This is a genomic window from Candidatus Limnocylindrus sp. (assembly GCF_040397215.1).
GTDB lineage: Bacteria > Chloroflexota > Limnocylindria > Limnocylindrales > Limnocylindraceae > Limnocylindrus.
The window spans coordinates 24629-47773 of the sequence record NZ_JBBAWK010000007.1; the positions used below are offsets into that span (position 1 = coordinate 24629).

A 23145-nucleotide genomic window follows, 5' to 3' on the forward strand; every position below is an offset into this window, starting at 1 on the left:
CGGTAGGATTCAGGTGTGAATGCTGTGACTAGTGCCCACCGACTCCAGCAGGTGCTTTCGCACGTTCAGGCGGTCGGCCGTCAGCAGGTGGCCCGCCTCGGCCTCGTCAAGCCGGTCGGTGCAGAGGGCGACACGCACCTTCGAGCCCTACGAGCGACACCGCGAGCGCGCCGCGCCTTCGCCGCTGCGCACCCCGCCGACCAGGCCTCCGCGACGCGTACCGCAGCCAGCCTTCGGCGCCTCGGCGCGAAAGGCGATGACCAGCTCGCAGCACTCCTTCACGACCTCCCCAAGGGAAACGTCGCTCTTCTGCCCCGTGTGCTGCACGTGCTCGAGGGCTCACCGGTCACAGGGCGAGCACGTGGCCCCTTCGCACGTGCACGACAGACGTTGCGACTCCACGCATCGGTCGCACCGACGCTTGCTGCCAAGCTTGGCGCTCCGAGGGTCACCATCACGATCCTTCAGGAGCTGGCGCGCCAGGAGTTGCGCGCCGCTCACCGAGGGCGGGCCGCTGGAATTGATGCACGCGTTCGTCTGCTCCTTGATCTTGATAGCGGGGTGACGCGATGAGTGTTCGCGGCATCGCAGAGGGTTTTGAGCTCCCTGATCCATCGGTACCCGATATTGAGGGGGTCATCTTCCGCAGAGAGCAGGGCGGGCTCTTCGGACGAACCCGCTCATACGTGGCGCTTGGGGAGTTCAGCGGCCCGTACGGACTCTTGCTCGCCCTGATTGAGCGCGATGAGTTGGATGTACGTCGAGTTCCACTCGCAGGTTTTGCCGATGAGTTCCTGCGCTATTTCGCTGAGATTCCGGACGATCGCCTAGAGACACTCTCGTCGTTTGTTTCAGTGGCGGCGCAGCTCATTGTGCTCAAGAGCCGCGCACTCTTGCCACGCCCGATTGCTGCTGCGCCAAACCTGGTGAATGATCTCGACGTCGAGGATGAGGCCGACACGCTGCGTATTCGGCTGCTGCGCTACCGGGTCTTCCGTGATGCGGCGCGCGTCTTGGGCGATCGACTGATGCAGCCTCTCTGGTATCGCGAGCCCCCAACGCGCCAACTCCCCGGCCCGAAGGCGGCCCCAGTAGAGCCCGTGGCGCCAATGAAGTCCGACCCGAAGCGGCTCCTGCGCGCCATGGTGCGCATCGCCCTGCGACGCAAGCCGCTCGCCGCCCTCTCTTCCGCCCCTGTCGGCATAAAGGTCTCCATTGGCGAACGCCTGTCGGCTATTCGCGAGGCGGTCCGCCTCAACGGTGTGGTGGGGGTAGACCTCGAGACCCTGCTCGGCGATCGCCAGGACCGATCGTTCATCGCCGTGACATTCTTAGCGCTCCTGGAGCTCTCCAAGCGGCGAGAGGTCGAGGTGCGTCAAGATGCTCTGTGGGGGCCAATCACAATTCTGCAGGGGGTGAGCGAATGAGCGACGAGGGACAGAGCGTAGCCGCAGCGCAGTGGGTGGCCACGGTCGAAGATCTTGAGGCCCTCCTCTTCGTTGTTGATCGTCCCATCACCCGGCGAGAGGCTGCGAAACTCCTTGAAGCCTCTAAGGGCGATCTCGACCGTCTCGTCGCGGCGCTCACCGCAAACCTTGCGCAGCGCGGCATCACCCTAATTACCCACGGCGACGAGCTGCAGCTGGCTAGTGGCGCAGAGCGGGCCCGCGCGGTGCTCGCCTGGGTCGGCACCGGCGGCTCTGACCTTACGGCCGCCCCGCTAGAGACGCTCGCCGTCATCGCCTATCGCCAACTGGTCACCAAGGGCGGCATCGAAGAGATTCGTGGCGTTGATGCTGACTACGCCCTTCGCGTGCTCCTTGAGCGCGGGCTCATTGAGGAGGCCGGACGTTTGGAGACTGCCGGGCGGCCGATTCGCTACGCAACGACGCTTGAGTTCCTTCGCCGATTCGGTCTCGGCTCGCTGGCCGATCTTCCGGCGCTTGAGGGCGATGCCGAGGCACTCCGTCACCTTGATCTGCGCAGTGAGGACTTTGACTCTGCAACAGCGCGTGGCAACGGAGCGTACGTAGATACCGGAGCACCGAGCACCCCTGCGCAAGAGGACGCCGCAACTGACTGATCTGATTCGGGTCAACGTCCTCATTGCCGAACGCTCTGGCCTCTCTCGTCGCGGTGCCGACACGGCCATCGCCGCAAATCGCGTTACTACGGCGGGGCGCGCCGTGGCACTGGGGGAGCGCCTCGATGCGTTAGCCCCTCTTGAGCTGGATGGCAAAGCACTAGCAGCGAAGCCGCGGCCCTCTGCGGACACTGGCGATGAGCTGGGCGGCGCAGAGGTATTCGCTTGGTACAAGCCGGTGGGCGTCACAACGACGCATGCTGATCCCTACGCCACCATCACCCTGCCACAGGCGTTAACCCCTGCGCTGGGCGCCGAGCGTGCCGCACGCATGCTCTCTATCGGGCGACTCGATCGCGAGAGCGAAGGTCTCCTGCTCCTCACAGAGGAGCGTCGCGTTGTCTCGCCACTCGCGCACCCTCGTACAGGTCTACGCCGCGCCTATGCCGCGGCAACAAAGGCCATGGTCGCGGAGGCCGAGTTTCAGCGTTTGCGAGCAGGCATTCGACTCACCGACGGCTGGGCGCACGCCATTGAGGCACGCGGCGTTCACCGAGATGACGATCTTCCAGATGATGTGCGCGGAGGCGACATGGATCCGGGGCAGTGGAGCTTCATCTCCATTGGTGAAGGGCGACACCACGAGGTTCGCCGTCTCTACGGCGCCATCAGCCACCCCGTCCTGCGCTTGATCCGCGTCGGCTATGGACCAGTCCGCCTCGGTGGTCTCACGTCCGGCGAACTACGCCTCATCACCCAATCTGAACGACAGGAGCTCACGCGCGCACTCGTTGCGGCGCCGAAGAGCAAGCCGCGACCGGTCGCACCCGCGAGCAAGTAATGCGCATCGCCATTGATGGCCCCGCCTCAAGTGGGAAGAGCAGCGTCGGCCGACTCGTCGCGGAGGAGCTCCATTTTGGATTTCTGGATACGGGCTTGCTCTATCGGGCAATTACCCGGCGTGCAATTGATCTTGGCTGGTTCACCGTTCCAATTACGGCGGCGGAGGTTAGCGGTGCGACCCACGAACAGGTGCGGCGCGACCTTACAGAGTTGGCACGGGCGACCGACGCGCAGGTGAGCGGGCTGACTTTCACCATGGTCATTGGTGGAACCCCCCTTGTAGATTCACAGCTTGAGGCGGCGGACGTTGAGCTCTACGTTCCTGCTGTTGCATCTATTGCGAGTGTTCGAGATGCCCTCCGAGCGGTACAGCGAAATGTCGCAGCTCGTGGCGGTTCCGTCTTGGCAGGTCGTGACATTGGCACGGTGGTGCTCCCCGATGCGGAGTGCAAGATCTATCTGGATGCAACCGCGGGGGCCCGTGCAGAGCGACGTGCCCTGCAGCGCAGCTTTGCCGTCGGCTCGTTGGAGCACCAGATGATTCTAGCCAGCCTTATCGCCCGCGATGCTGAGGATCGGGCTCGCCCTGTTGCGCCACTTGTGGCGGCAGCTGACGCCACCATCATTCATACCGATGAGATGGCGCTCGCCCAGGTGGTGGAGCAGGTCGTGGCTGAGGCTCGTAAGGTTGTGCGATGACCGCTGAGCGCATCCCCCTCGGCATGCGTCTCTCGGAGCGATTCGGTCGCTGGGCGATGCAGCGCCTGGCTGGTGAGATCGTTGTGCGCGGTCTCGAGCGAATCCCCAAAGCGGGTGCGGTGTTGTTGGCTTCAAATCACATCTCATGGGTTGATCCCGTCTTACTCGCCTGCTGGCTCACCCCTGCGACCGGTCGCCCGATGACCTACATGGGGAAGGCGGAGGCGATGCGCTGGCCGCTGGTCGGCTGGTTCCTGCGGGTGAACGGTGTCTTTGGGGTGCGACGCGGCGCCGCGGACCTTGAGGCATTCCGGTTGGCTGAGCGCATCCTCAACGAGGGGCGGATCCTCGGAATCTATCCAGAAGGGACGCGCTCGCCTGACGGCGTCTTGCGCCCATTTCGCGATGGGGCCGCTCTTCTCGCCCTGCGGAGCGGCGTTCAGGTTCTGCCAGTGGCGGTCACAGGCACGGACGGTCTCTGGCGGAAGGGCTCTCTCATCCCTCGTCGCGTCCCTCGCGTCACTCTGACCATTGGGGAACCCGTGCAAATTCCTCGCGCGGAGGGGTCGCGGCCCGAGCTTGCCGCGGTGAGCGGCGCCATTCACGATGCTGTCGCGGCCCTCCTTCCGGAGGCTAATCGGCCCTAGGGGCGGGGTGGGCGATAATGTCCTGGTGGGAAGTGTTAAGAACATTGTTATCGCGAAGCGCACCGGCGTCTGCTATGGCGTTCGCGAGGCTATAGATAAGGCCAAAATCGCCAGCGCCTCCGGAAAAGATACCCATACGCTGGGGCATGTCGTTCATAACGAGGGGCTGATCGCCGACCTGCGTGCCCGCGGTATTAAGAACGTTGACCAACTTGATGAGGTCGCATCGGGTACTGCCGTCGTCATTCGCGCGCATGGTGTGACCCCAGAGGTGCTCGGGCGCGCAGCGGAGCGCGGTCTCGAGGTGATTGACGGGACCTGTACCTGGGTGACGCAAGAGCATCGCGAGCTCGCTCGACTGGTAGAAGAGGGGTACGAGATCGTTCTCCTCGGCACACCGAATCACCCGGAAGTCGTCGGCCTCCTTGGCTTTGCCCCGAACGCCATCTTGGTCGACGAAGAGGAGGATTGGGCCACCATTCCGCGTCGCAAGCGTATGGCTCTGATCACCCAATCCACCCAGCCACCATGGAAGTTTGAGCGTTTGGCGGCCTTCCTTGTGTCGCGTTGCCATGAACTCAAGGTGATCAATACCGTCTGCCCCGTCACGATTCGTCGCCAAGAGGACACCATTGCGATCGCCCGCGAGGTGCAACTAATGATCGTCGTTGGCGGCACGCGCAGCGCAAACACAAAGGAGCTCACGCGTCTTTGCGAAATCAGCGGCACGCACGCCGTGCAGATTGAATCTGCGCAGGCGTTAACTGACCCTCAGTTGTTTGCAAACATCCATACTGTGGGCATCACTGGCGGAACGAGCACCCCGATTGAGGATCTTGAGCGCGTTGCGCTGAAGATTGCAGAGCTAGGAGGCACCGATCACGTTCGCACAAATGCGGCCTCCATCGCCCGAGCGGCCCTAGAGGCCGCCGCCACTCCGCAATATCGCACCACCTCAATTACGAACGGCGCACCAGCATGAGCGAGGAAGAGCTCGAAGCAGAGGTTGTAGTTGAGGCGTTACCGCGTCGGCTCCCGCTCGTTGCGCTGGTCGGTCGTCCGAACGTAGGGAAGAGCACCCTTTTCAATCGCTTCGTTGGTGAGCGCCGTGCGGTCGTTGAGGATCATGCGGGTACGACCCGTGACCGGCTCATTGGTATCGTTGAGTGGAATGGGATGCGCTTTCGTGTGGTGGACACGGGTGGTATGCAGCCTGCCGTCGGTGATCCGATTGAGATTGGGGTGCAAGACCAAGCGCGTATCGCCGTAGACGCGGCCGACCTGATTCTGTTGCTCGTTGATGCAGCGACTGGCCCGAACCCTGGCGACGCCGAGGTGGCGCAGCTGCTACGCCGCAGCGGTAAGCCGATCATCCTTGTGGCAAACAAGGCGGACAACATTGAGCGCGATCGCGCAGCCCAAGAGTTCTCAATACTCGGGTTTGATCGCCTGCATACGGTGAGCGCACAGCACGGGATCGGATCGGGTGATCTTCTTGATGTGATCGTTGAGCGACTTGAAGCACTCCCAGAAGATGCGGGTGCCGTCTACGTGGAAGGCGAAGTGACCGTCGCGATCGTTGGTCGTCCGAATGTCGGCAAGTCTAGTCTGCTCAATAAGCTGATTGGCAGTGAGCGCACGGTAGTGAGCGCAGTGGCCGGCACAACGCGCGACGCCATTGACGAGACACTGCTTCACGCGGGGCGCCAGATCACCCTGGTAGACACTGCGGGCATTCGCAAGCGTGGCAAGGTGGCTTCTGGCCCATCAGCAGACAAGTGGGCAACCGTGCGCTCTGTGCGCGCGCTCGACCGCGCCGATGTCGCGCTGCTCCTCATTGACGCATCGACCGGTCTCCAGGCGCAAGATCTGCATATTGCAGGTTCAGTTATCGACGCCGGGAAGGGCCTCGTGTTGGTGTTGAACAAGTGGGACTTGATCGAGAAGGACGGCTTCACCTTCGACGAGATTGAGGGGAAGCTTCGTCGCCAGGCGCCATTCCTTGATTTCGCTCCGCTCGTCTCCATCTCAGCGGTGACTGGACTGCGAGCGACGAAGGTGCTCGACGCCGCGGTTGCCGCCGCCGATGCCAGGAATTTGCGCATCCCCACCGGCGTGCTGAACCGCCTGATCGCTGAGGCGGTGGCCCGCCAGGAGCCGGCCCATAGCGGCAGCAAGCGCCCAAAGATCCTTTACGCCGCCCAGGCCTCAACTCCGCCCCCAACGTTCGTGGTCTTCGCACGAAATGCCGCGCAGGTGCACTTCACCTGGCAGCGCTTCCTGGAGAATCAGATCCGTGAAAAGTACCCCCTGATGGGGACGCCTATTCGTATCGTCGTCCGTGAGCGGGAGGCCGAAGAGGGGCGAGAGCGTGGCCGCTCCTCGCGCTCAACCAAGCGCGCACCTGCAAAGGCGAAGCCAGCCTCGCGCGCATGAGCACCATCCGCATTCTCGGCGCTGGAGCATGGGGGACCGCCCTTGCGCTCCTCTGGAGCCAGGAGCAGGGTGAGGGTCGGCAAGCCCCCGCCATTGAACTACTCGCACGAACCACTGACGAAGCGGCACTCCTGCGCAAAGCGCGCGTCAATGCACGACGCCTCCCCGGCGTTGCGCTGCCGGCCTCGATCAACATCTTCAGTACTACCGATGCGCTTGCCACGTTGAGTGCCGAAGACACCTTCGTGGTCACCATCCCTTCTACGGAGCTCGATCCAGAGACAACCAGGCGAATCGTGGAGGCTGCCGGAAGCGCGCCCACGGTGATCGCTTCGAAAGGACTGTCACTGAACGGTGCTCGCCCCTCAGAGCTGCTGATCGCGGCGGGTGCGGACTCGGAGCGCCTCGCCGTCTTGTCTGGCCCCAACCTCGCCAGCGAGATCGCCGCTGGGAGGCCTGCGGCGGCCGTACTCGCCGGGCCAACCCATCTTGTGGAGTCACTGCGCACACGGCTGGTTCGACCGACCCTGCGTCTCTACCTTACGGACGACGTGGTTGGTGTCGAGATCAGCGGAGCACTCAAGAATGTCATTGCCATTGCCGTTAGTGGTGTCCGCGCGCTGGGATATGGCGAGAATGCCGCAGCGGCGCTCCTCTCGCGTGGCGTCGCAGAGATGGCGCGCCTCGCTGAAGCGTGTGGTGGGCGGACGGAGACCGCCTGCGGGCTTGCTGGCGTTGGTGACCTCGTTGTCACCTCATCGAACACTGGTTCACGCAATGCAAAGCTCGGCGCGCTCCTCGCGAGCGGCATGAGCGTGCAGGCGGCGGTCGCTAAGATCGGCGCAACGGTAGAGGGGATTGGTACGGCGCACGGTGCCCTGCAACTTGCGGCTGCGCACAAGTTGGAGATGCCGATTACGGCGGCGGTCGTTGCGGCGATCAGCGGAGGGACGACCATAGAGGTGCTCGCGCGCGCTCTGCTCGGTCGCTCACCAGCGGGGGAGTGGCACTAGCTCTCCTGGTAGACTGCCAAAACTTCGGACCCACCCAGGGCGTGGCGCATCTTGGCAGCGCGCTTGCAGGCGGAGGGACGACCATAGAGGTGCTCGCGCGCGCTCTGCTCGGTCGCTCACCAGCGGGGGAGTGGCACTAGCTCTCCTGGTAGACTGCCAAAACTTCGGACCCACCCAGGGCGTGGCGCATCTTGGCAGCGCGCTTGCAGGGGGTGCAAGAGGTCGCTGGTTCGGATCCAGTCGCCCCGACTATCTTCATGAACAATAAAAAAGGCCCGGGGTTTCCCCCGGGCCTTTTCCTGTATCCGAACCCGACGGTTGCCCGTCGGAAGGGGATTACTTCGAAGAACCGTTCTTCAGGGTTGCGATCTTCCAAATGAGGAGACCGTAGCCCGGCTTGGCCAGGATGTCGGCAACCGTATATCCGATCTGCTTCATCACAAGGCCGTCCTGGGCGGTAAGGCCCAGGTTGCCGGCGATTGCTGGGAGCAGATAGGCGATTGGGTAGACGCCCCACGTCGCAATAAGCACAACACGCAGGATCTTGAAGATCCCCTGGATGTCCTTGCTCTGCTTCTTGATCGAGGCATCGATGCCGCCGAACAGGTCGCGGAGGATCAGGACGAAGAAGACTGAGCTGATCGCGCCCCAGATGGTGCGCGGTGAGGCCAAGTCAACCGACGTGATGTTCGTCATCTCGCCGACATAGCCCGTTGCGATCATCAAGAACGCATAGAGCACGTTTCGCTTGATCAGGGTGCTCTCAAGCTTCTTGTCGAGCTTGAGCACGAGGATCAACTCCGCAACGAGGAGTGGCACCGTCAGGAGCCAGTCTACGTATCGGTATGCCTCGTTGAACGGAACTGCTCCGCCCGAGGTGCCAAAGGCAACCCACGAGTCGAAAATTCGGATGTAGTGGTAGAACGCGATCAGCACAACTGTGGCCGAAAGCGTAACCGCCATCCGGTTCCCCTCCTTCAGACTCCCGCGTACGGAGACGAAGAAGAAGAAGCTTGCGCCCATCGCCGCAATGGCGAGGGACATGAAGTTATAGACCAATTGATAGGCGTCCTGCGGACTCATCAATGGACCTCCCTTATTGCTTCTGCGACCTCTTCGGATCGCTGTGGAGAAGTATCCCAAATTTTGAAAAAGGTGTTGCGAAATCGCAATATTTCGCAACTGTTACATCTTTCTGTAACAAAAGGGCCGCCCCGCTGCGCCGCGGGAGGCGCTAGGCTGCGGGGAGGGAAAGGGGGAGCCATGCCAGCCATCACAGAGCTCACGCGCATCGAGCCCGTGCACCTCGCGCGCCTCGAGGCGCAGGGGATCTTCACCACGGGCCTGCTGCTGGAGCGCACCGAGACCCCCACTCGTCGCCAGACCCTGGCAGATCAGACCGATGCCTCGACCGCCGACGTCGCCGAATGGCGTGATGAGGCGCTCCTGCTCAATCTCGCCTTCTTTGGGCCTGCTGAGCACGAACTCCTGGCCCAGGCGGGTTATGGCGGCGTTGAAACCCTCGCGGCCGCCCCATGGGAGCAATTCCAGGCTGTTGTGATGACGACTGCAGAGACGTTTGGCCTCCCAATCCCTGACCCGCTCTCCCTCCGCTCGTGGTGGGAGCAGGGGCAGGTCCTCGCCGACGCGTGAAGCCCCTCCGCCGCCTCTTGCGGCGGGCGCTCCTCGCCCTCGCCGCCGCATCCCTGGCGATTGGCGCAACGACGGCGATCTTCCTCACGCCCCCCGTCGTGCACCTCTTGCTGCGGGTGAGCGACGCCCCAGCGGTGCTCGGGGTGGAGCCAGCCGTGGCCGACGCGCTCTCAGACGCTCTAGTGGGGGACCTGCTGACCGACGGTGCCTTCGATGCCCCCCATGGCGATGCCCCCCTCCTCTCCGCAGGAGAGCGTTCCCACCTTGTTGACGTCGGCGGGCTCCTTCGCTCCGTTCTCGGCGGCGGGCTGGGTGGTCTGATCGTTCTCACCCTCGCTCGCCTCCGCCGCCGTACCTGGCTACGGGCGGCGATCCGCGACGGAGCGGCACTCATTGTTTGCGGTGCCCTGCTTGCCGCCGCCGCCTTCACGCTCGCCTTTGATGCAACCTTCACCTTCTTCCACGGACTCTTCTTTGCCAGTGGAACATGGACGTTCAATCCCGCAACAGATCGACTTGTGCAGCTCTATCCGGAATCGTTCTGGATCCTCGCGGCCCTCCTCTTCTGTCTTGCGCTCTCGGCGCTCTCGCTCATCTCGTATCGGATCACGGCGCGCACACGGTGATAGGCGCCGCCTACCTCGCCCTCATCGCGCTCTCAGCCATCGGAGTGCGCGGCCTCGTCAAGCGCTTCGAGCTACCAGTCACACGCCAGGTGCTCCTCCCGGTGGTCGCCGTTACGACGGTGGCATTCCTGCTGGTCGATGCCGTTGGCCTTTGGCGCGGCTGGTTTGCCACGCAACTCTCCGTGACGTTGCTGATGCTTCCTGGTCGCGGCGCGCTTGATGCAGGGCTGCCGATTGAGGAGGCTCCACTTCTGGCGGCACTAGCCGCGCTCGTCGTGGTGTTCATGAGCATCGGCCAGCTTCGCGGAGGAGGGCGGGAGAGGAGACTTCCAGCACGTCGGATCGTCGTGGGAATCCTGTTTGGGCTCTTCGTATCAGGGGGAGCGCTCCTCGCGGGTATTGGTGGCGAATACACGGCGGCAACTGCAGGACTCGCGTCTGGAGCGCTGCTCCTTGCTGCGCCACTTCTTGCACGCAGCCAGGCGAGTCGTTGGAGCGTCGCCATATTCCTCGGGCTGACGCTGATCTTTGACAACGCCATGTGCGCCGCAGATTTGTTTGATTATCCAAGTGCGCCGCGTTCGGGCGTGATGCTCGGGTTCGCACCCATCGAAGATCTGCTTTACGCGACAGCGTTTGCCCTGTTCGCAGCGCAACTGACGGCATCAGCGTGCATAACGAAGGATCGCTGGTGGCGGCTGCTCTTAGCTTCGCGCCCAGTTTCGTGGATCAACACCGCGCTGCCGTTCGCCGGCGGTGCGCTTGCAGCAGGAGCGGGAGAGTCGGTCGGTGCATGGTTCTTGCCGCTGGTGATCTGGTGGGGCGTCGCCTATAACCTCTATCTCTATGGCATCAATGATCTCTACGACTTGGCTACCGATCGAAAGAACCCGCGCAAGGGTGGTGCCGAGGGTGCGCTGCTGCAGAGCGGCGATCTGCCAACGCTGCGACGCCTCCTCCTCTTTGCGTCAAGTACAGCTGCGCTCTTCCTGCTAACGGAAAACGCCACCGTTTCAATCATGTGCCTCCTTGCCATCGTGTTCGCAACCGCGTACAGCGCTCCATGGTTTGTGCGTGCTCGTGCTATTCCGATCTTCGATGCGGCGATCTCTGCTACGCACTTCGTGATCCCTGCGGTTGCCGGTCTCGCACTCGGCGGTGCGTTTCAGCAGTCCTGGGTTGCGCCGCTGGCGGCCTTCTTCTTCTGGAACATGGGGAGCCATGTGGTGGGAGCGCTACAGGACGTAGATGCCGATCGACGGAGTCGGATTGCGACGGTCGGAACGCTCCTTGGCGTTCGTGGCGGGGGGTGGTTCGCCATCTCGCTCTACGCCGTGGCGGGGCTCCTCCTGCTCGCTCAAGGCGAACCGTTGCAGCGCATTGCGGCGCTCTTGCCGCTGGCGAGCATCCTCTCGCTTCTGCCGCTAGTTGCAGGTCGCCCGACGCACCAAGCGGCGCGTGCCGCATGGCGTCGATTCATGTTGCTCAACCTCTTCCTCGGTGCCGGAGCCGCGATGCTGATCATTCGCAGCCTCGTTGGCGCTGCGTAGTACTACTATGCGCAGATGAGTGATACGCCGCGATCAATTCTGGTGCTCACGGTCAGCGATTCGATTCATGCTGGCGAGCGTGAAGATAAGGCGGGCACCCTCGCCGCTGCCGCTCTTGTCGCCCACGGCTGGGAGGTGCAGCGAGCACAGGCCCCCGACGAGATTGATGCTATCCGCGCAGTTCTTGAGCAGCACATCGGCACCGTCGACGTGATCTTGACCGCTGGCGGAACGGGGCTGAGCTCGCGCGATGTGACCCCAGACGCAACCGCGCCGCTTCTGGAGCGGGTGATTCCAGGGATCCCTGATGCGATTCGCATGCTGGGGCGCTCCCAGACGCCTGCTGCGATCCTCTCCCGCGGCCTTGCCGGCGTAGCGAAGGGAACGCTGATCGTGAACCTCCCCGGCGGGAGTGGTGCGGTGCGCGACGGGCTGGCAATCCTGCTTCCCGTGCTTGAGCACGCGGTTGACGCGATCGGAGAGCGCGACCGCTCCTAGCCCTTGCCACGCGGCTTCGCACACAAGATCGTGTGTAGACTCTTCCCGTGACCGCAACCTGCGGTGGTTCCGCGCATAGCTGCGCGAAGGTGAGGAGGAGCGAGGGTGCGTTGCCCATCGTGTAAGGAGCCCGATACGCGCGTTGTTGATTCGCGCGACCTTGATGACGGCTCCGTCATTCGTCGCCGTCGCGCCTGTCGCATCTGTGGCACACGGGTCACCACCTACGAACGTGCCGAACTTGCCAAGCTCTACGTCATCAAGCGCTCTGGCGAACGTCAGGAGTACGACTCCCAGAAGCTCCTCGAAGGGCTCCGCCGCGCACTCACACGTCGCCCCGTGCCAGTCGACGCCCCCGAGCGTGCCGTTGAGGCGATTGAGGCACAGATTCGAGCCAGCGGCGCAACAGAGCTCTCCTCTGCGCGCATTGGTGCGTTGACGATGGCGGCGCTTCGCGAGATTGATCAGATCGCCTACATCCGATTTGCGAGCGTCTACCAGTCGTTTGAAGACCTCGAAACGCTCAAGCGGGAAGTAGACGAGCTGCTCACCGAGAAGGGCGCTGGGAAGGGGAAGCGTCGAGTTCGCGCCGTGGAGGCCGAGGCATGAGCGTTCTCTCCGACCGCGACATCCTAATAGCGATCGCAGCGGGCGAAATCGCGATTACACCGTTTGACGCAGTAGATGTGCAGCCGGCTTCGGTTGACCTCCACCTCGACGGCACGTTCCGCGTCTTTCGCAATAATCGGTATGGCTTCATTGATCCGCGCGTAGAGCAGCCGGACCTCACCGAAATTGAGCGCGTCGCTGATGGCGTTCAGTTCATGTTGCATCCAGGGGAGTTCGTGCTCGGTCAAACCCGCGAGAAAATTTCGTTGGGGAACTCGCTGCTCGGACGACTGGATGGGAAGTCGTCACTCGGACGACTCGGGCTGCTGATTCATTCCACAGCTGGATACGTTGATCCAGGTTGGGTGGGTAACCTCACGTTGGAGCTCGGCAACGTTGCCCGTCTCCCAATTGCGCTCTACCCAGGGATGCGTATCGGCCAGATCTCGTTCCACCGCATGTCGTCCGAGGTTGAGCGGCCGTATGGGAGTAGTGAGTTGCGCAGCCGCTATCAGGGCCAAACGGAGCCAACGGCGTCTGCAGCGCACGTTGGATTCGATGCGGAACAGCAGGCAAATGACGGAGCGAGGATCACCAAGCCTCGTGACTGAACATCGCAGCATCGATCTCGGGGGGATCACGGTTGACCTGCTCCGCATCGGAACCTTCTGGAGCGATGCAGGGGCGATCTTCGGCCCAGTCCCCCAGGAGATCTGGGCGCCGATGGTTGCGGACGAACTCGATGCACGATCTCGCCTCTTGCAGGCGCTCAACATCTTGCACATCAGCGATGCTAGTGGCGGGGTGCTTCTAGAGACTGGCGCGGTGCCTGCAGGAACGCAAGTCAGCAACGCAGATACGGATTCGCGCTCTGCCCGCGAAGCGCTGACCGGCGCCGGGATTGATGTGGAACGCATCGCCAACATTGTGCCGAGCCACCTGCACCGCGATCATGCCGGCGGGCTCGTTGACCAGCACGGCGACGCTGCGTTTCCCAAGGCCCAGATCGTCGCCCCCGATCGTGAGATCGCAGCTGTGGCGAGCGGCTCACTGCGTGCCCGCGCCGCCTATGACGTCCCCGGCCTCACGCGCCTCTTTGGCGCTACGGCACCCCGCTCATTTGACGGCACGCTGGAGTTGACTCCAACGATCACCCTGCGTCGGCTTGGCGGGCACACGCCAGGCTCCCAGGCCACCATCGTGCGCGGTCGTGAGCGCACGCTCCTCTTTTTGGGTGATCTTTTCATGCGCCCCTGGCAGGCGAACCCGCGATGGGTAACGGCGTACGACGACGAGGCGTGGGTCTCCGTCGACGCGAAGTCTTCCATCTTTGCTGAGGCGGCGGCGGGCGAGTGGCTGGTCGTCATGAGTCACGAGGTGCAGGCACCAGTTGGCCGGATCGTGGCTGACCGCGATCGCTTCCGTTTCGTCAGCGAGTAGGGAGCAGCTCCTCGACCAGTGCGGCTGCCGCTTCGCGCGTGAGTGGACCTGTAACCACGCGTAGGACACGCCCATCGGCGTCGAGAATCAGTTTCGTTGGAATGCCACCAGCGCCAGCGGCGCGAAAGAGTTCACTGTTGACGTCGACCAGCAGCAGGTAGCCGAGCTGGTAGCGCTCGGCATACGCCGCAACGGTGGACGAGAGCTCGCCGACCGAGATGCCGATGACCTGCAGGCCGCGGTCGCGGTATGTGGCAGCGAGCGAGCGCAGCACTGGTGTCTCCTGCTGGCAGGGCGGGCACCAGGTGGCAAAGAGGTCAACGATCACCAGGCGTGGGGCGGGAAGCGCCACCTGCGCATCCGCAAAGACACCTCCACCAGCAAGGGGTTGCCCTGCAGGGATCGTGAACGTTGCACCAACCTCAATCCCCGTGGCGCTCGGATCGACGATGTAGAGGTCGCTCGGTGTGGCAGTTCCCGTTGGGATATTCGTTCGCGACAACAGGAGCAGGAGCGCGAGCAGCGCCGCCGCTGCTCCGATACCGCCGATGCTTCGGCGCGAAAATGGCCCGATCATAGGCCAGGGAGCCCTGGGAGGAGTCGTGAAAGCATTGTGAGGCCGCCAGTCGCGATCAGCACCCCAATGCTTGCGACGAGAAGTCCGCCAACGATCCCAGCGGCGCGGGTACCGCCACGGAGCCGGCTCATGAGTCGTTGCAGCGTTGCAGGGCTGCGGTCCGCAACGGCTGCGAGAACCAAGAAGGGGAGTGCGAGGCCTAGGCTGTAGAGCGCCAGCAGCAGCGCCGCGCCAGCAGGGTTGCTTCCGGCGGCTGCGATGCCGAGGATCGCACCAAGGACGACACCGATGCAGGGTGTCCAGGCGATCGCGAAGGCGGCACCGAGCAGGAGGCTGCCAAGGTAACCACCACGCAGAATCGGCGTGGGCGCGCGCATGCGGTCGAGCTGTGGAATGCGCAAGATGCCAGCAAGGTGAAGGCCACCAACCGTCACCGCAACGCCGACTGGAATTTGCAGGATCGGCAAGAGCCGCCCAGCAGCGCCACCAACGTAGCCGGCGCTAATGCCGAGGGCAATGAAGATCGCGCTAAAGCCAGCGGCGAAGAGGAGGGCGTGACGCATGCGTGAGGTGCCGGGGCTCAGCGCGGCGAGTCGACCGAGATAGGCGGGGACGATTGGGAGGACACAGGGCGAGAGGAAACTCAGCGCGCCCGCGAGGAGTGCGGTGAGGGCGTTAACGCTTTCCATCGGCCTGGCCTACGGCATTTCGGACAAATGCGGAGATCTGCATCGGGCTGACGGCGAGCGGCAAAAGCTTCCCCGCAACCTCAAGTGCAGGGATCTGCTCAAATAGCCGCGAATGCATCGCTGGGTCCTCCTCGATGTTCACCACGCTGAGCGTGAGGTGCGAGCTCCCCTCGGCGATGAGTGTGCGCACGATCTCCTCTGTTCTCTCGCAGAGTTCGCACTCTGGGCGACCGTAGAGCGTGATCAGGGGCTGCTCCATGCGGGTATTCTCCCACGCCGCGTTCAGATACCCTACAGGGGGCCCCTGTAGCTCAGTGGATAGAGCGCCGCCGTCCTAAGGCGGGCGTCGTCGGTTCGATTCCGGCCGGGGGCACCACGAGGCGAGCAGGGGAACAGGCGAGGAGGTCACGATGGGCGAAGCGTCACGGATGCAGAAAGAGATCCCTGACTTCCAGCAGCCGCCCGATGTTGGGGTGCTGCGTAATGGCGCGTTCTTGCGTCTTTGGATCGCCCAGCTCTTCACCCAGATTGGTGGCAACGTCGTGCTCTACGGGCTTACGGTGCTCGTTGCCGAGCGAAGTGGCTCCACCTCAACGCTCAGTGCACTCTTTCTAAGCTTCCTTGTTCCAGCCGTACTTCTCTCGCCCATTGCTGGCGTTTGGGTCGACCGACTCGATAAGCGGCTGGTCCTCATCATCGCCAACCTGACCCGTGCCGGCGCATTCTTCCTGATGCTTGGCAGTGTCGATACACTGGGCATCGTTCTCTTACTGAACATTTTGGCGAGCATCATGACGACCCTCTTCGCACCCGCTGAGCTCGCCATGATCCCGCTTCTCGTTCGCCGCGAGCAGCTCACCTCAGCGAATGGGCTTTTCACCTTCACCCTAAATGCAGCATTCGCCTTGGGATTTGCGCTGCTGGGGCCTGCGGTTGTGCGAATCGCGGGTCCGGAGGCGGCGATCATTCTAGTTGCGGCGCTCTTCCTCCTCGCGGGACTTCTCTGCTTTGGGCTCCCAGCCTCACCACCATTGAAGATTGAGGGCAACCTGCGCTCCAACACGACGCGTGCCACCCGCACTACGACGAGCGAACTGGTCGAGGGCCTGCGGTTTATCTGGGGACACAGCTCAGTGCTCTGGTCGTTGGCCTACCTCTCAATCGCTGCTAGCGTCGTCGGGGTGATGGGGGTTCTTGGCCCCGACTACGTGCATGACGCCCTTGGCCTTGATGCGCGCGATTTCTGGTTGATTGTCTTGCCCATTGGCCTCGGTGTTGTGACCGGTATCCTGGCGCTCAACAGTTGGGGTGCCAACCTTTCACGCCGCCGCCTGATCGAGGGTGGGCTCATTGGCGTCGGTTCGGGCCTCGCGCTCCTTGCCCTAGCGGTGCCGATCAGCCTCGCGATTTCTGATGGTGCGCAGCTCTTGGGCGATCTGCCGCTCGATGCAGGTGCTTCGACGCTGGCGATGGTGATCTTTGTTGCCTATTTCGCCGGCGTCTCATATGGGCTCGTGGCGATTCCGTCACAAACTGCGCTCCAAGAGGAGCTGCCAGAGGAGGTGCGCGGACGAGTATTCGGCGTCTTGAACATGCTCGTCAGCCTCGGTAGCTTTGTGCCGATCATCGCTGTGGGTCCGATCGCCGATGCTGTTGGGGCAACCAATACCCTGCTGGGCGTTGGTGTCGTCATTGCCCTCGTCGCAGTTGCCTCAAGCGTGCGTGGACCAAAGCGAACGGCACGCGCCTAACGTTCGGCGCTCGCTAACCGCGCAGTAGGGCCTCGGCGATCTCTCCCGCGAGACGGGCGTTGGACTCCGCCAGTGCGAGGTTGGCGGGGATTGATCGCGAATCTGTAGCCGCGGCGATCGCCGCCAATATCTTTGGCGTGGCCTTCGGGCCGGTTGCTCCAGCTCGCTCAGCCTCAGCGAGCCCAGCGGCAATCGCATCGGCGATCTCTGCTGCGGGGATCTCTGCTTCGAGCGGGATCGGGTTTGCTACCAGTATGCCGCCACGCCAACCGAGCGCGGCATTCGCCTTCGCAATCGCGGCAATCTCTCTGGCACTCTCAACACGATGGCTGAGTGCAAGGCCACTGCTGCGACTCCAGAAGGCGGGGAAGGTGCTCGTCTGGTAGCCGATCACGGGAACACTCAGCGTCTCTAGCACCTCAAGTGTCTTCGGTAGATCGAGGAATGCCTTTGCGCCGGCACTCACCACGATGACTGGATGTCGCGACATCGCACCGAGATCCGACGACACATCAAAGCTCAGCTCGGCGCCGCGATGTACACCGCCGATGCCACCAGTTGCAAAGACACGAATGCCGGCGAGCCCAGCGATCGTGACCGTTGCGGAGACCGTGGTGACGCCAGTGCGCTTCGCCGCGATTGCAACAGGTAGATCGCGCTCGGCGAGCTTCTCGTCGGCGGCGAGGACGAGCGCTTCATGGTGTGGCTCGATGCCCGCCCAGAGTTCGCCATCGATCACGGCGGTGACGGCGGGGATTGCACCAGCCGCGCGAATCGCCGCATTGACTCGATTAAAACACTCGCGGTTGTAGGGGGCGGGGAGGCCCATCTTTGATGTGATGGTGGACTCGAGGGCGACGACGGGCATACCAGAGGCGAGTGCAGCGGCTACTTCGGCAGACTGGCGAATGTTCACGAAGCCTCCCTCTGCTCGCTCTCGGTCGCCTGTCGCTGCAGATGACCCGCCGCAGCTGTGTGTCCAGCGGCAAGCGCATCCTCCCATGATTCGCCGCGTGCTCGCGCAACGAGGAGGCCGCCGGCGAATGCGTCACCTGCACCCGTGCTGTCGATCCCCGGCGGGAGTGGATGCGCGGGGAGTGCGGCAACGTGCTCACCCTCTGGTGAGCGCACCTCAGCGATCCCTGCACCATGTTTCGCGATGAGGATGGACCCTGGGAGTGGGCGATTAAGTAGATCGAGATAGGCACACTCCTCTTCGTTGGCAAACAAAAGGGTGGGGGCCAGTTCGGCAAAGCGACGACGACTCTCCTCGGGACCCCAGGCGCTCAGGGCACCAACCGAGGAGGCATCGAGCGATGTGGGGATCCCCGCGTCACGTGCGTGGGCGAAGAGTCGACGTGTGGTCTCGCCGAGTGGCTCGCCGAGAAGCGAGTAGGCGGGGGCGTGGAGCCACGATCCGCCGGTCAGGGCCGCAGGGCCCGGGTCACGTAGGGAGAGGGCGGCGGCGCGGTCGGGGAGCATGGTCCGCTCACCATCTGGTTCAACCACCACCACGATGCTGGCGCTACGGCCACCGCGCTGCAGGAGCGGCTCCACCCCAGTTCGCCGGAGGGCCGTCTCAAGAGCCTCGGCGGTGGCGTCGTCACCGACAGCGCCTATGAAGCGCGCTGAGCCCCCAGCGGCCACCGCCGCCACCGCGACGTTGGCGGCACTCCCACCACGCCGTCGCGTGATCTGGGCGGCGGCGTCGGAGCCGCGCCGCCAGGGTGCGACAAGCCGCACGGCGATCTCGTCGATCAGGTCGCCCACGCAGACGATCAGTGGGGTTGGGGTCGCTCGGTTCGCTCGGTCGATCATGCGGGGGAGTGTATCGGCTATTCTCTGGCTCCTTGGGCGGTTAGCTCAGTTGGTTAGAGCGCAGCCTTGACATGGCTGAGGTCACAGGTTCGAGTCCTGTACCGCCCACCAGAACGTAATGGCGTGGAGAGGGGTCCAAGGGATGGCAGACGAGGCAGCGGCAGCAGAGATCGTCGAGATCGACGAGATCCTTGAAGCCCCCGCGCGCGGCTCTGCCGAGGAGCTTCTCGATGCCGGCGCGAGCGACAATCTCAGCCGCATGCGGCACTCCGCCGCTCACGTCATGGCCGAAGCGGTCGCGCGCCTCTTCCCCGGCGCAAAGCTCGGCATCGGCCCAGCGATCACCGATGGTTTCTACTACGACTTCCTACTAGAGCGCGCCCTCAACCCCGACGATCTGGCCGCCATTGAGGCCGAGATGTCGAAGAGCATCGCCGCGAACCATAGGTTCACGCTCGCCGAGCACACCTTCGACGATGAGCGTGCCGCACTGGTGCGCGGGGATCAACCCTTCAAGATTGAGATCATGGACGACCTCGCGAAGGCCGCCGCAGCGGAGGGGAAGCCTGCCCCGAGCGTCACGACCTATCAGCACGGCGAATTCCAAGACCTCTGCCGCGGTCCGCACGTTGAGAGCACGGGGAAGATCGGTCCGTTCAAGTTGCTCTCGATTGCTGGAGCATATTGGCGCGGGAAGAGTGATCGACCGATGCTGCAGCGCATCTATGGCACCGCGTGGGAGACGCAAGAGCAGATTGACCAGTACCTGTGGCGCCGTGACGAGGCCCGCAAGCGCGACCATCGCAAGCTCGGCGTAGCACTCGACCTCTTCTCGTTCCACGACGTCTCGCCCGGGAGTGCCTTCTGGCACCCGAAGGGGCAACGACTCTGGCGCACGCTGGAAGGTGCGATGCGTGAGATGCAGGATCGCCGCGGCTATCAGGAGATCTCTACGCCGATCGTCGTCAGCAAGCACCTCTGGGAGCAGTCGGGCCACTGGGATCTCTATCGCGAGAACATGTTCATCATCGAATCCGAGGGTGAAGAGTTCAGCCTCAAGCCGATGAACTGCCCCGAGAGCACCGTGATCTATCGCACGCGCACGCGCAGCTACCGTGATCTGCCATTGCGACTCTCTGAATACGGTCGACTGCATCGCAACGAACTGTCGGGAACACTGAGCGGACTCACCCGGGTGCGGCACTTCATCCAAGATGATGGCCACATCTACGTACGCCCAGACCAGATTGAATCTGAAGTCGCAGCGCTGTTAGAAGAGGTTCGTGAGGTGTATGCCTGGTTCGATCTCCCAGTGGAGTTTGTCTTCTCAACCAAGCCTGCAAAGGCACTTGGCGACCCCAAGCTCTGGGAGAAGGCGGAGTCGATGATCGAAAAGGCGCTGCGCGACTCTGGCGCTAAATGGCAGCTCAAGCCTGGTGACGGTGCCTTCTATGCGCCAAAGATCGACATCATCGTGCGCGACGCGCTTGGACGCGAGTGGCAGACGGCAACCGTGCAGGTTGACCTTGTGATGCTCCCGGAGCGATTCGATCTTACGTATACCGATGAGGCGGGGGAGCGCGTCCGCCCGATCGCCATTCACCGCGCGATCTACGGCTCACTAGAGCGCTTCATCGGCATCCTGGTGGAACACTACGCTGGCGCCTTCCCGTTCTGGCTGGCTCCTGAGCAGGTCGTCATCATCCCGATTGCTGACCGTCACCTTGAATTCGTTGCGGCAGGTGCCGCAGTGCTGCGCGCCGCTGGCATTCGCGTCAGCATCGATGACTCGTCGAACCGCATGCAGAACAAGATCCGTTTGGCCCAGGAGCAGAAGGTGCCGCTGATGCTCGTCGTGGGCGATAAGGAGATTGAGGCTGGTGGGGCCGCGCCACGTTGGCGTGATGGCACCCAGGAGCCTGCAACCAGCTGGGAGGCTCTCGCAGCCACCCTCGCGGCGCGCGCGGCCGCTCGCACCGCGTGAGGGTGCTACGCTCGCTACCCCCGCAAGGACTCTGTCCTCGGGTCCAAGGCTGATGATCGTGAGGGTCTGACCGATTAAGGATCTACGCATCAATACCCAGATTCGCGTCCCGCAGGTGCGCGTTCTGGATGAAGAGGGGAACCAGCTTGGCGTTCTCGCTACCCCCGAAGCCCTGCGACAGGCACAGGAGCGCGGCCTTGACCTCGTAGAGATCGCCCCAACCTCGGCCCCCCCTGTCTGCAAATACCTCGACTACGGCAAGTTCAAGTACGAGGCCCAGAAGAAGGAGCAGGACGCCCGCAAGCGTCAGAAGGTTGCCGACCTGAAGGAGCTTCGCTGCACCCCCAAGATCGGGGATGCCGACCTGCAGACCAAGATCCGCCAGGCTCATAAGTTCCTCTCGGGGGGCGACCGGGTGAAATTCTCGGTCAAGTTCCGTGGCCGTGAGATGACCCACCCTGAGATTGGGCGGGCCATTTTGGACCGGGTTGTGAAGGGATTGGCCGATGTGGCCCAGCTCGAGCGCCCCTCACTCCTCGAGGGACGCTTCCTCTCCATCCAACTGGTAGCATTACCCCGACAGAAGGGTCAGACGGCCCCGGCACCCGGCACCGATGAGCCGGCCGTACCAGCCCTTGAAGGGGAGTAACTATGCCAAAGATGAAGACACACAAGGGCGCGCAGAAGCGCATCGGGTTCACGGGCTCAGGGAAGCCGATCCGCGTGAAGTCGTGGCGTGGCCACCACCTTGAAATCAAGTCGTCCCGACGCATCCGCCGCTACGCGGGGAAGGCCGTCCTCGGCACCACCCACAAGAATCAGATTTCCCGCCTGCTGCCGTACGGCGGCTGAGCGACAACGAGAGGAGTAGAAGATGGCACGAGTTAAGCGCGGAGTTGCCGGTCACAAGCGCCATAAGCGCCTCCTTCAGGCTGCCGAGGGGCGACGTGGGTCACGCCACAAGCTCATTCGTCCGGCGCGCGAGGCCCTGCTTCACGCCCTTGCCTACGCAACCCGAGACCGACAGCAGCGCAAGCGCCAGATGCGTGAGTTGTGGATCCACCGCGTCAACGCGGCCGCACGCCTCAACGGCATCTCCTATTCGCAGTTCATCGCCGGCCTCAAGCGCAACAACATTGCGATTGACCGCAAGATGTTGGCCGACCTCGCTGTTCGCGATGCCGCGGCATTCACGGCGGTCGCGGTCGCAGCGAAGCGCGCCTAGTCTGTCCGGTCCGCGGTAGTGGACCTCGCAGCTCTCGATCAACAACTCCGCACTCTGCAGGCTGACGCCGAAACGCGAATTGCCGCCGCCGCTTCGACCGCTGATCTCGATGAGCTTGGCTCATCGCTCCTAGGGAAGCGTGGTGCGATCACCGAGATCCTGCGTGGCATCGGCGCCCTTCCGGCCGACGATCGCCCAAAGATCGGCGTCGTTGCCAATGAGGTGCGCGCCGCGATTGATGCATCTGTCACGGCCCGACGCGTTGCGCTCTCGGCTGGTGAGCTTCTGGAGCGTATTGAGCGGGAGCGCGTCGATGCGACGACACCTGGCCCAGCCCCGCGCATCGGCTCACTGCATCCAATCCCTGAGACGATCGCGGCGATCGCCGAGATCATGGCCTCGTTCGGCTTTGTCGTTTCCGAAGGGCAAGAGATTGAGGACGATGTCACGAACTTCCAGTTGCTGAACATTCCAGAGGATCACCCGTCGCGCGATCTTTGGGACACCCTCTACCTGCAGGAGCCAGGACGACTACTGCGCACACATACGTCGCCGGGACAGATCCGCACGATGCAGGCTGGTGGCCCGCCGATTCGCGTCATTCTTCCGGGGCGCTGCTTCCGCTACGAGGCGGTCGATGCGAGCCATGGATTTGAGTTCCATCAGGTGGAGGGACTCCTTGTTGATCGCAGCGCGACACTCGCCGACTTGAAGGGAATCCTTGATGAGTTGGCGAAGGGTCTCTTCGGTTCTGCCGCTCGCACAAGGTTCCGACCAGGGTATTACCCATTCACCGAGCCATCTGTCGCCGTTGACGTCTCGTGGCCAGGCAGCAAAGACGGTTGGATGACAATTCTTGGCGCTGGCATGGTGCACCCCATTGTCTTGGAGAATGGCGGCATCGATCCAGAAACTCATCAGGGTTTTGCCTTCGGCCTCGGCGTTGAGCGCATCGCGATGTTGCGACACGGCATCCCTGACCTGCGCGCCTTCCTTGAGAACGA

General features: G+C 63.2%; 28 protein-coding genes and 3 tRNA genes. 25 read left to right on the forward strand and 6 right to left on the reverse strand.

Going from position 1 to position 23145, the window contains the following annotated elements; genetic code table 11:
• The first annotated feature begins 15 nt into the window (after positions 1-15).
• The 10 genes from AC3LCN_RS03225 to AC3LCN_RS03270 all read left to right on the forward strand — a co-directional run bounded on the left by AC3LCN_RS03225 (position 16) and on the right by AC3LCN_RS03270 (position 7970).
• Positions 16-573, forward strand: a complete 558-nt coding sequence (locus AC3LCN_RS03225; protein WP_488648650.1) for a hypothetical protein — start codon at positions 16-18, stop codon at positions 571-573.
• Positions 570-1427 (forward strand): segregation and condensation protein A, encoded by an 858-nt coding sequence (locus tag AC3LCN_RS03230; protein WP_488648651.1) that lies wholly within the window; start codon positions 570-572, stop codon positions 1425-1427. Before AC3LCN_RS03225 ends, AC3LCN_RS03230 begins: the two co-directional genes overlap by 4 nt.
• A complete protein-coding gene (gene scpB, locus AC3LCN_RS03235; protein ID WP_488648652.1) occupies positions 1424-2083 on the forward strand; it encodes an SMC-Scp complex subunit ScpB in 660 nt (219 codons plus the stop codon). The genes AC3LCN_RS03230 and scpB overlap by 4 nt, the downstream gene beginning before the upstream one ends.
• Positions 2084-2186: 103 nt before the next feature.
• Positions 2187-2924 (forward strand): pseudouridine synthase, encoded by a 738-nt coding sequence (locus tag AC3LCN_RS03240; protein ID WP_488648653.1) that lies wholly within the window; start codon positions 2187-2189, stop codon positions 2922-2924.
• Positions 2924-3625 (forward strand): (d)CMP kinase, encoded by a 702-nt coding sequence (gene cmk / locus AC3LCN_RS03245; RefSeq protein ID WP_488648654.1) that lies wholly within the window; start codon positions 2924-2926, stop codon positions 3623-3625. Before AC3LCN_RS03240 ends, cmk begins: the two co-directional genes overlap by 1 nt.
• Complete coding sequence (locus AC3LCN_RS03250; protein WP_488648655.1) at positions 3622-4272, forward strand: lysophospholipid acyltransferase family protein; 651 nt, start codon at positions 3622-3624, stop codon at positions 4270-4272. The genes cmk and AC3LCN_RS03250 overlap by 4 nt, the downstream gene beginning before the upstream one ends.
• Before the next feature lie 25 nt (positions 4273-4297).
• On the forward strand, positions 4298-5254 hold the full coding sequence (gene ispH, locus AC3LCN_RS03255) for a 4-hydroxy-3-methylbut-2-enyl diphosphate reductase (RefSeq protein ID WP_488648656.1): 957 nt from the start codon (positions 4298-4300) through the stop codon (positions 5252-5254).
• Positions 5251-6708, forward strand: coding sequence for a ribosome biogenesis GTPase Der (der, locus tag AC3LCN_RS03260; RefSeq protein WP_488648657.1), 1458 nt, complete (start codon positions 5251-5253; stop codon positions 6706-6708). The genes ispH and der overlap by 4 nt, the downstream gene beginning before the upstream one ends.
• Positions 6705-7721, forward strand: coding sequence for an NAD(P)H-dependent glycerol-3-phosphate dehydrogenase (locus tag AC3LCN_RS03265; RefSeq protein WP_488648658.1), 1017 nt, complete (start codon positions 6705-6707; stop codon positions 7719-7721). The genes der and AC3LCN_RS03265 overlap by 4 nt, the downstream gene beginning before the upstream one ends.
• Before the next feature lie 175 nt (positions 7722-7896).
• A tRNA-Pro gene (locus AC3LCN_RS03270) sits at positions 7897-7970 on the forward strand.
• A gap of 87 nt (positions 7971-8057) precedes the next feature.
• On the opposite strand, the gene AC3LCN_RS03275 is transcribed toward AC3LCN_RS03270, so the two are convergent.
• Positions 8058-8804, reverse strand: coding sequence for a bacteriorhodopsin (locus AC3LCN_RS03275; protein WP_488648659.1), 747 nt, complete (start codon positions 8802-8804; stop codon positions 8058-8060).
• Between the two features lie 180 nt (positions 8805-8984).
• Between AC3LCN_RS03275 and AC3LCN_RS03280 the strand changes: the two genes are divergently transcribed.
• From AC3LCN_RS03280 to AC3LCN_RS03310, 7 genes are all read left to right on the forward strand, one after another.
• Entirely contained in the window at positions 8985-9374 is a 390-nt protein-coding gene (locus tag AC3LCN_RS03280) for a DUF4332 domain-containing protein (RefSeq protein ID WP_488648660.1), read from the forward strand.
• On the forward strand, positions 9371-10000 hold the full coding sequence (locus tag AC3LCN_RS03285) for a lipoprotein intramolecular transacylase Lit (RefSeq protein ID WP_488648661.1): 630 nt from the start codon (positions 9371-9373) through the stop codon (positions 9998-10000). The genes AC3LCN_RS03280 and AC3LCN_RS03285 overlap by 4 nt, the downstream gene beginning before the upstream one ends.
• On the forward strand, positions 9997-11550 hold the full coding sequence (locus tag AC3LCN_RS03290) for a prenyltransferase (protein WP_488648662.1): 1554 nt from the start codon (positions 9997-9999) through the stop codon (positions 11548-11550). The genes AC3LCN_RS03285 and AC3LCN_RS03290 overlap by 4 nt, the downstream gene beginning before the upstream one ends.
• 15 nt (positions 11551-11565) lie before the next feature.
• Positions 11566-12048, forward strand: a complete 483-nt coding sequence (locus AC3LCN_RS03295) for a MogA/MoaB family molybdenum cofactor biosynthesis protein (protein WP_488648663.1) — start codon at positions 11566-11568, stop codon at positions 12046-12048.
• Between the two features lie 105 nt (positions 12049-12153).
• Complete coding sequence (gene nrdR, locus AC3LCN_RS03300) at positions 12154-12657, forward strand: transcriptional regulator NrdR (RefSeq protein WP_488648664.1); 504 nt, start codon at positions 12154-12156, stop codon at positions 12655-12657.
• Positions 12654-13268: a dCTP deaminase gene (dcd, locus tag AC3LCN_RS03305; RefSeq protein WP_488648665.1), complete on the forward strand. Its 615-nt coding sequence runs from the start codon at positions 12654-12656 to the stop codon at positions 13266-13268. The genes nrdR and dcd overlap by 4 nt, the downstream gene beginning before the upstream one ends.
• A complete protein-coding gene (locus tag AC3LCN_RS03310) occupies positions 13261-14097 on the forward strand; it encodes an MBL fold metallo-hydrolase (RefSeq protein ID WP_488648666.1) in 837 nt (278 codons plus the stop codon). Before dcd ends, AC3LCN_RS03310 begins: the two co-directional genes overlap by 8 nt.
• On the opposite strand, the gene AC3LCN_RS03315 is transcribed toward AC3LCN_RS03310, so the two are convergent.
• The 3 genes from AC3LCN_RS03315 to AC3LCN_RS03325 are packed head-to-tail and all read right to left on the reverse strand — an operon-like array spanning position 14087 to position 15622.
• On the reverse strand, positions 14087-14674 hold the full coding sequence (locus AC3LCN_RS03315; protein ID WP_488648667.1) for a TlpA family protein disulfide reductase: 588 nt from the start codon (positions 14672-14674) through the stop codon (positions 14087-14089). The genes AC3LCN_RS03310 and AC3LCN_RS03315 overlap by 11 nt on opposite strands.
• Positions 14671-15363 carry a cytochrome c biogenesis CcdA family protein gene (locus AC3LCN_RS03320; RefSeq protein ID WP_488648668.1) on the reverse strand — a complete coding sequence of 231 codons (693 nt, stop codon included), beginning with the start codon at positions 15361-15363 and terminating at the stop codon, positions 14671-14673. The genes AC3LCN_RS03315 and AC3LCN_RS03320 overlap by 4 nt, the downstream gene beginning before the upstream one ends.
• Positions 15350-15622: a glutaredoxin family protein gene (locus AC3LCN_RS03325; protein ID WP_488648669.1), complete on the reverse strand. Its 273-nt coding sequence runs from the start codon at positions 15620-15622 to the stop codon at positions 15350-15352. The genes AC3LCN_RS03320 and AC3LCN_RS03325 overlap by 14 nt, the downstream gene beginning before the upstream one ends.
• Before the next feature lie 41 nt (positions 15623-15663).
• Between AC3LCN_RS03325 and AC3LCN_RS03330 the strand changes: the two genes are divergently transcribed.
• Together AC3LCN_RS03330 and AC3LCN_RS03335 are read left to right on the forward strand one after the other, a co-directional pair.
• A tRNA-Arg gene (locus AC3LCN_RS03330) sits at positions 15664-15739 on the forward strand.
• Between the two features lie 34 nt (positions 15740-15773).
• On the forward strand, positions 15774-17114 hold the full coding sequence (locus AC3LCN_RS03335) for an MFS transporter (protein WP_488648670.1): 1341 nt from the start codon (positions 15774-15776) through the stop codon (positions 17112-17114).
• 13 nt (positions 17115-17127) lie between these two features.
• Here AC3LCN_RS03335 and AC3LCN_RS03340 read toward each other — a convergent pair whose 3' ends face one another.
• Positions 17128-18030, reverse strand: coding sequence for a pseudouridine-5'-phosphate glycosidase (locus AC3LCN_RS03340; RefSeq protein ID WP_488648671.1), 903 nt, complete (start codon positions 18028-18030; stop codon positions 17128-17130).
• Entirely contained in the window at positions 18027-18932 is a 906-nt protein-coding gene (locus AC3LCN_RS03345; RefSeq protein ID WP_488648672.1) for a carbohydrate kinase family protein, read from the reverse strand. Before AC3LCN_RS03345 ends, AC3LCN_RS03340 begins: the two co-directional genes overlap by 4 nt.
• Before the next feature lie 34 nt (positions 18933-18966).
• Between AC3LCN_RS03345 and AC3LCN_RS03350 the strand changes: the two genes are divergently transcribed.
• From AC3LCN_RS03350 to pheS, 6 genes are all read left to right on the forward strand, one after another.
• A tRNA-Val gene (locus AC3LCN_RS03350) sits at positions 18967-19043 on the forward strand.
• 31 nt (positions 19044-19074) lie between these two features.
• Positions 19075-20916 carry a threonine--tRNA ligase gene (gene thrS / locus AC3LCN_RS03355; RefSeq protein ID WP_488648673.1) on the forward strand — a complete coding sequence of 614 codons (1842 nt, stop codon included), beginning with the start codon at positions 19075-19077 and terminating at the stop codon, positions 20914-20916.
• Positions 20917-21004: 88 nt separating this feature from the next.
• Positions 21005-21565 (forward strand): translation initiation factor IF-3, encoded by a 561-nt coding sequence (infC, locus tag AC3LCN_RS03360; RefSeq protein ID WP_488648677.1) that lies wholly within the window; start codon positions 21005-21007, stop codon positions 21563-21565.
• A gap of 2 nt (positions 21566-21567) precedes the next feature.
• The gene (gene rpmI, locus AC3LCN_RS03365) at positions 21568-21768 is read left to right on the forward strand and encodes a 50S ribosomal protein L35 (RefSeq protein ID WP_488648674.1); all 201 of its coding nucleotides are present in this window, start codon (positions 21568-21570) and stop codon (positions 21766-21768) included.
• A 22-nt stretch (positions 21769-21790) separates the two neighbouring features.
• Positions 21791-22141, forward strand: coding sequence for a 50S ribosomal protein L20 (rplT, locus tag AC3LCN_RS03370; protein WP_445844528.1), 351 nt, complete (start codon positions 21791-21793; stop codon positions 22139-22141).
• An 18-nt stretch (positions 22142-22159) separates the two neighbouring features.
• The coding region (gene pheS / locus AC3LCN_RS03375) for a phenylalanine--tRNA ligase subunit alpha (RefSeq protein WP_488648675.1) at positions 22160-23145 on the forward strand (986 nt) is incomplete at its 3' end.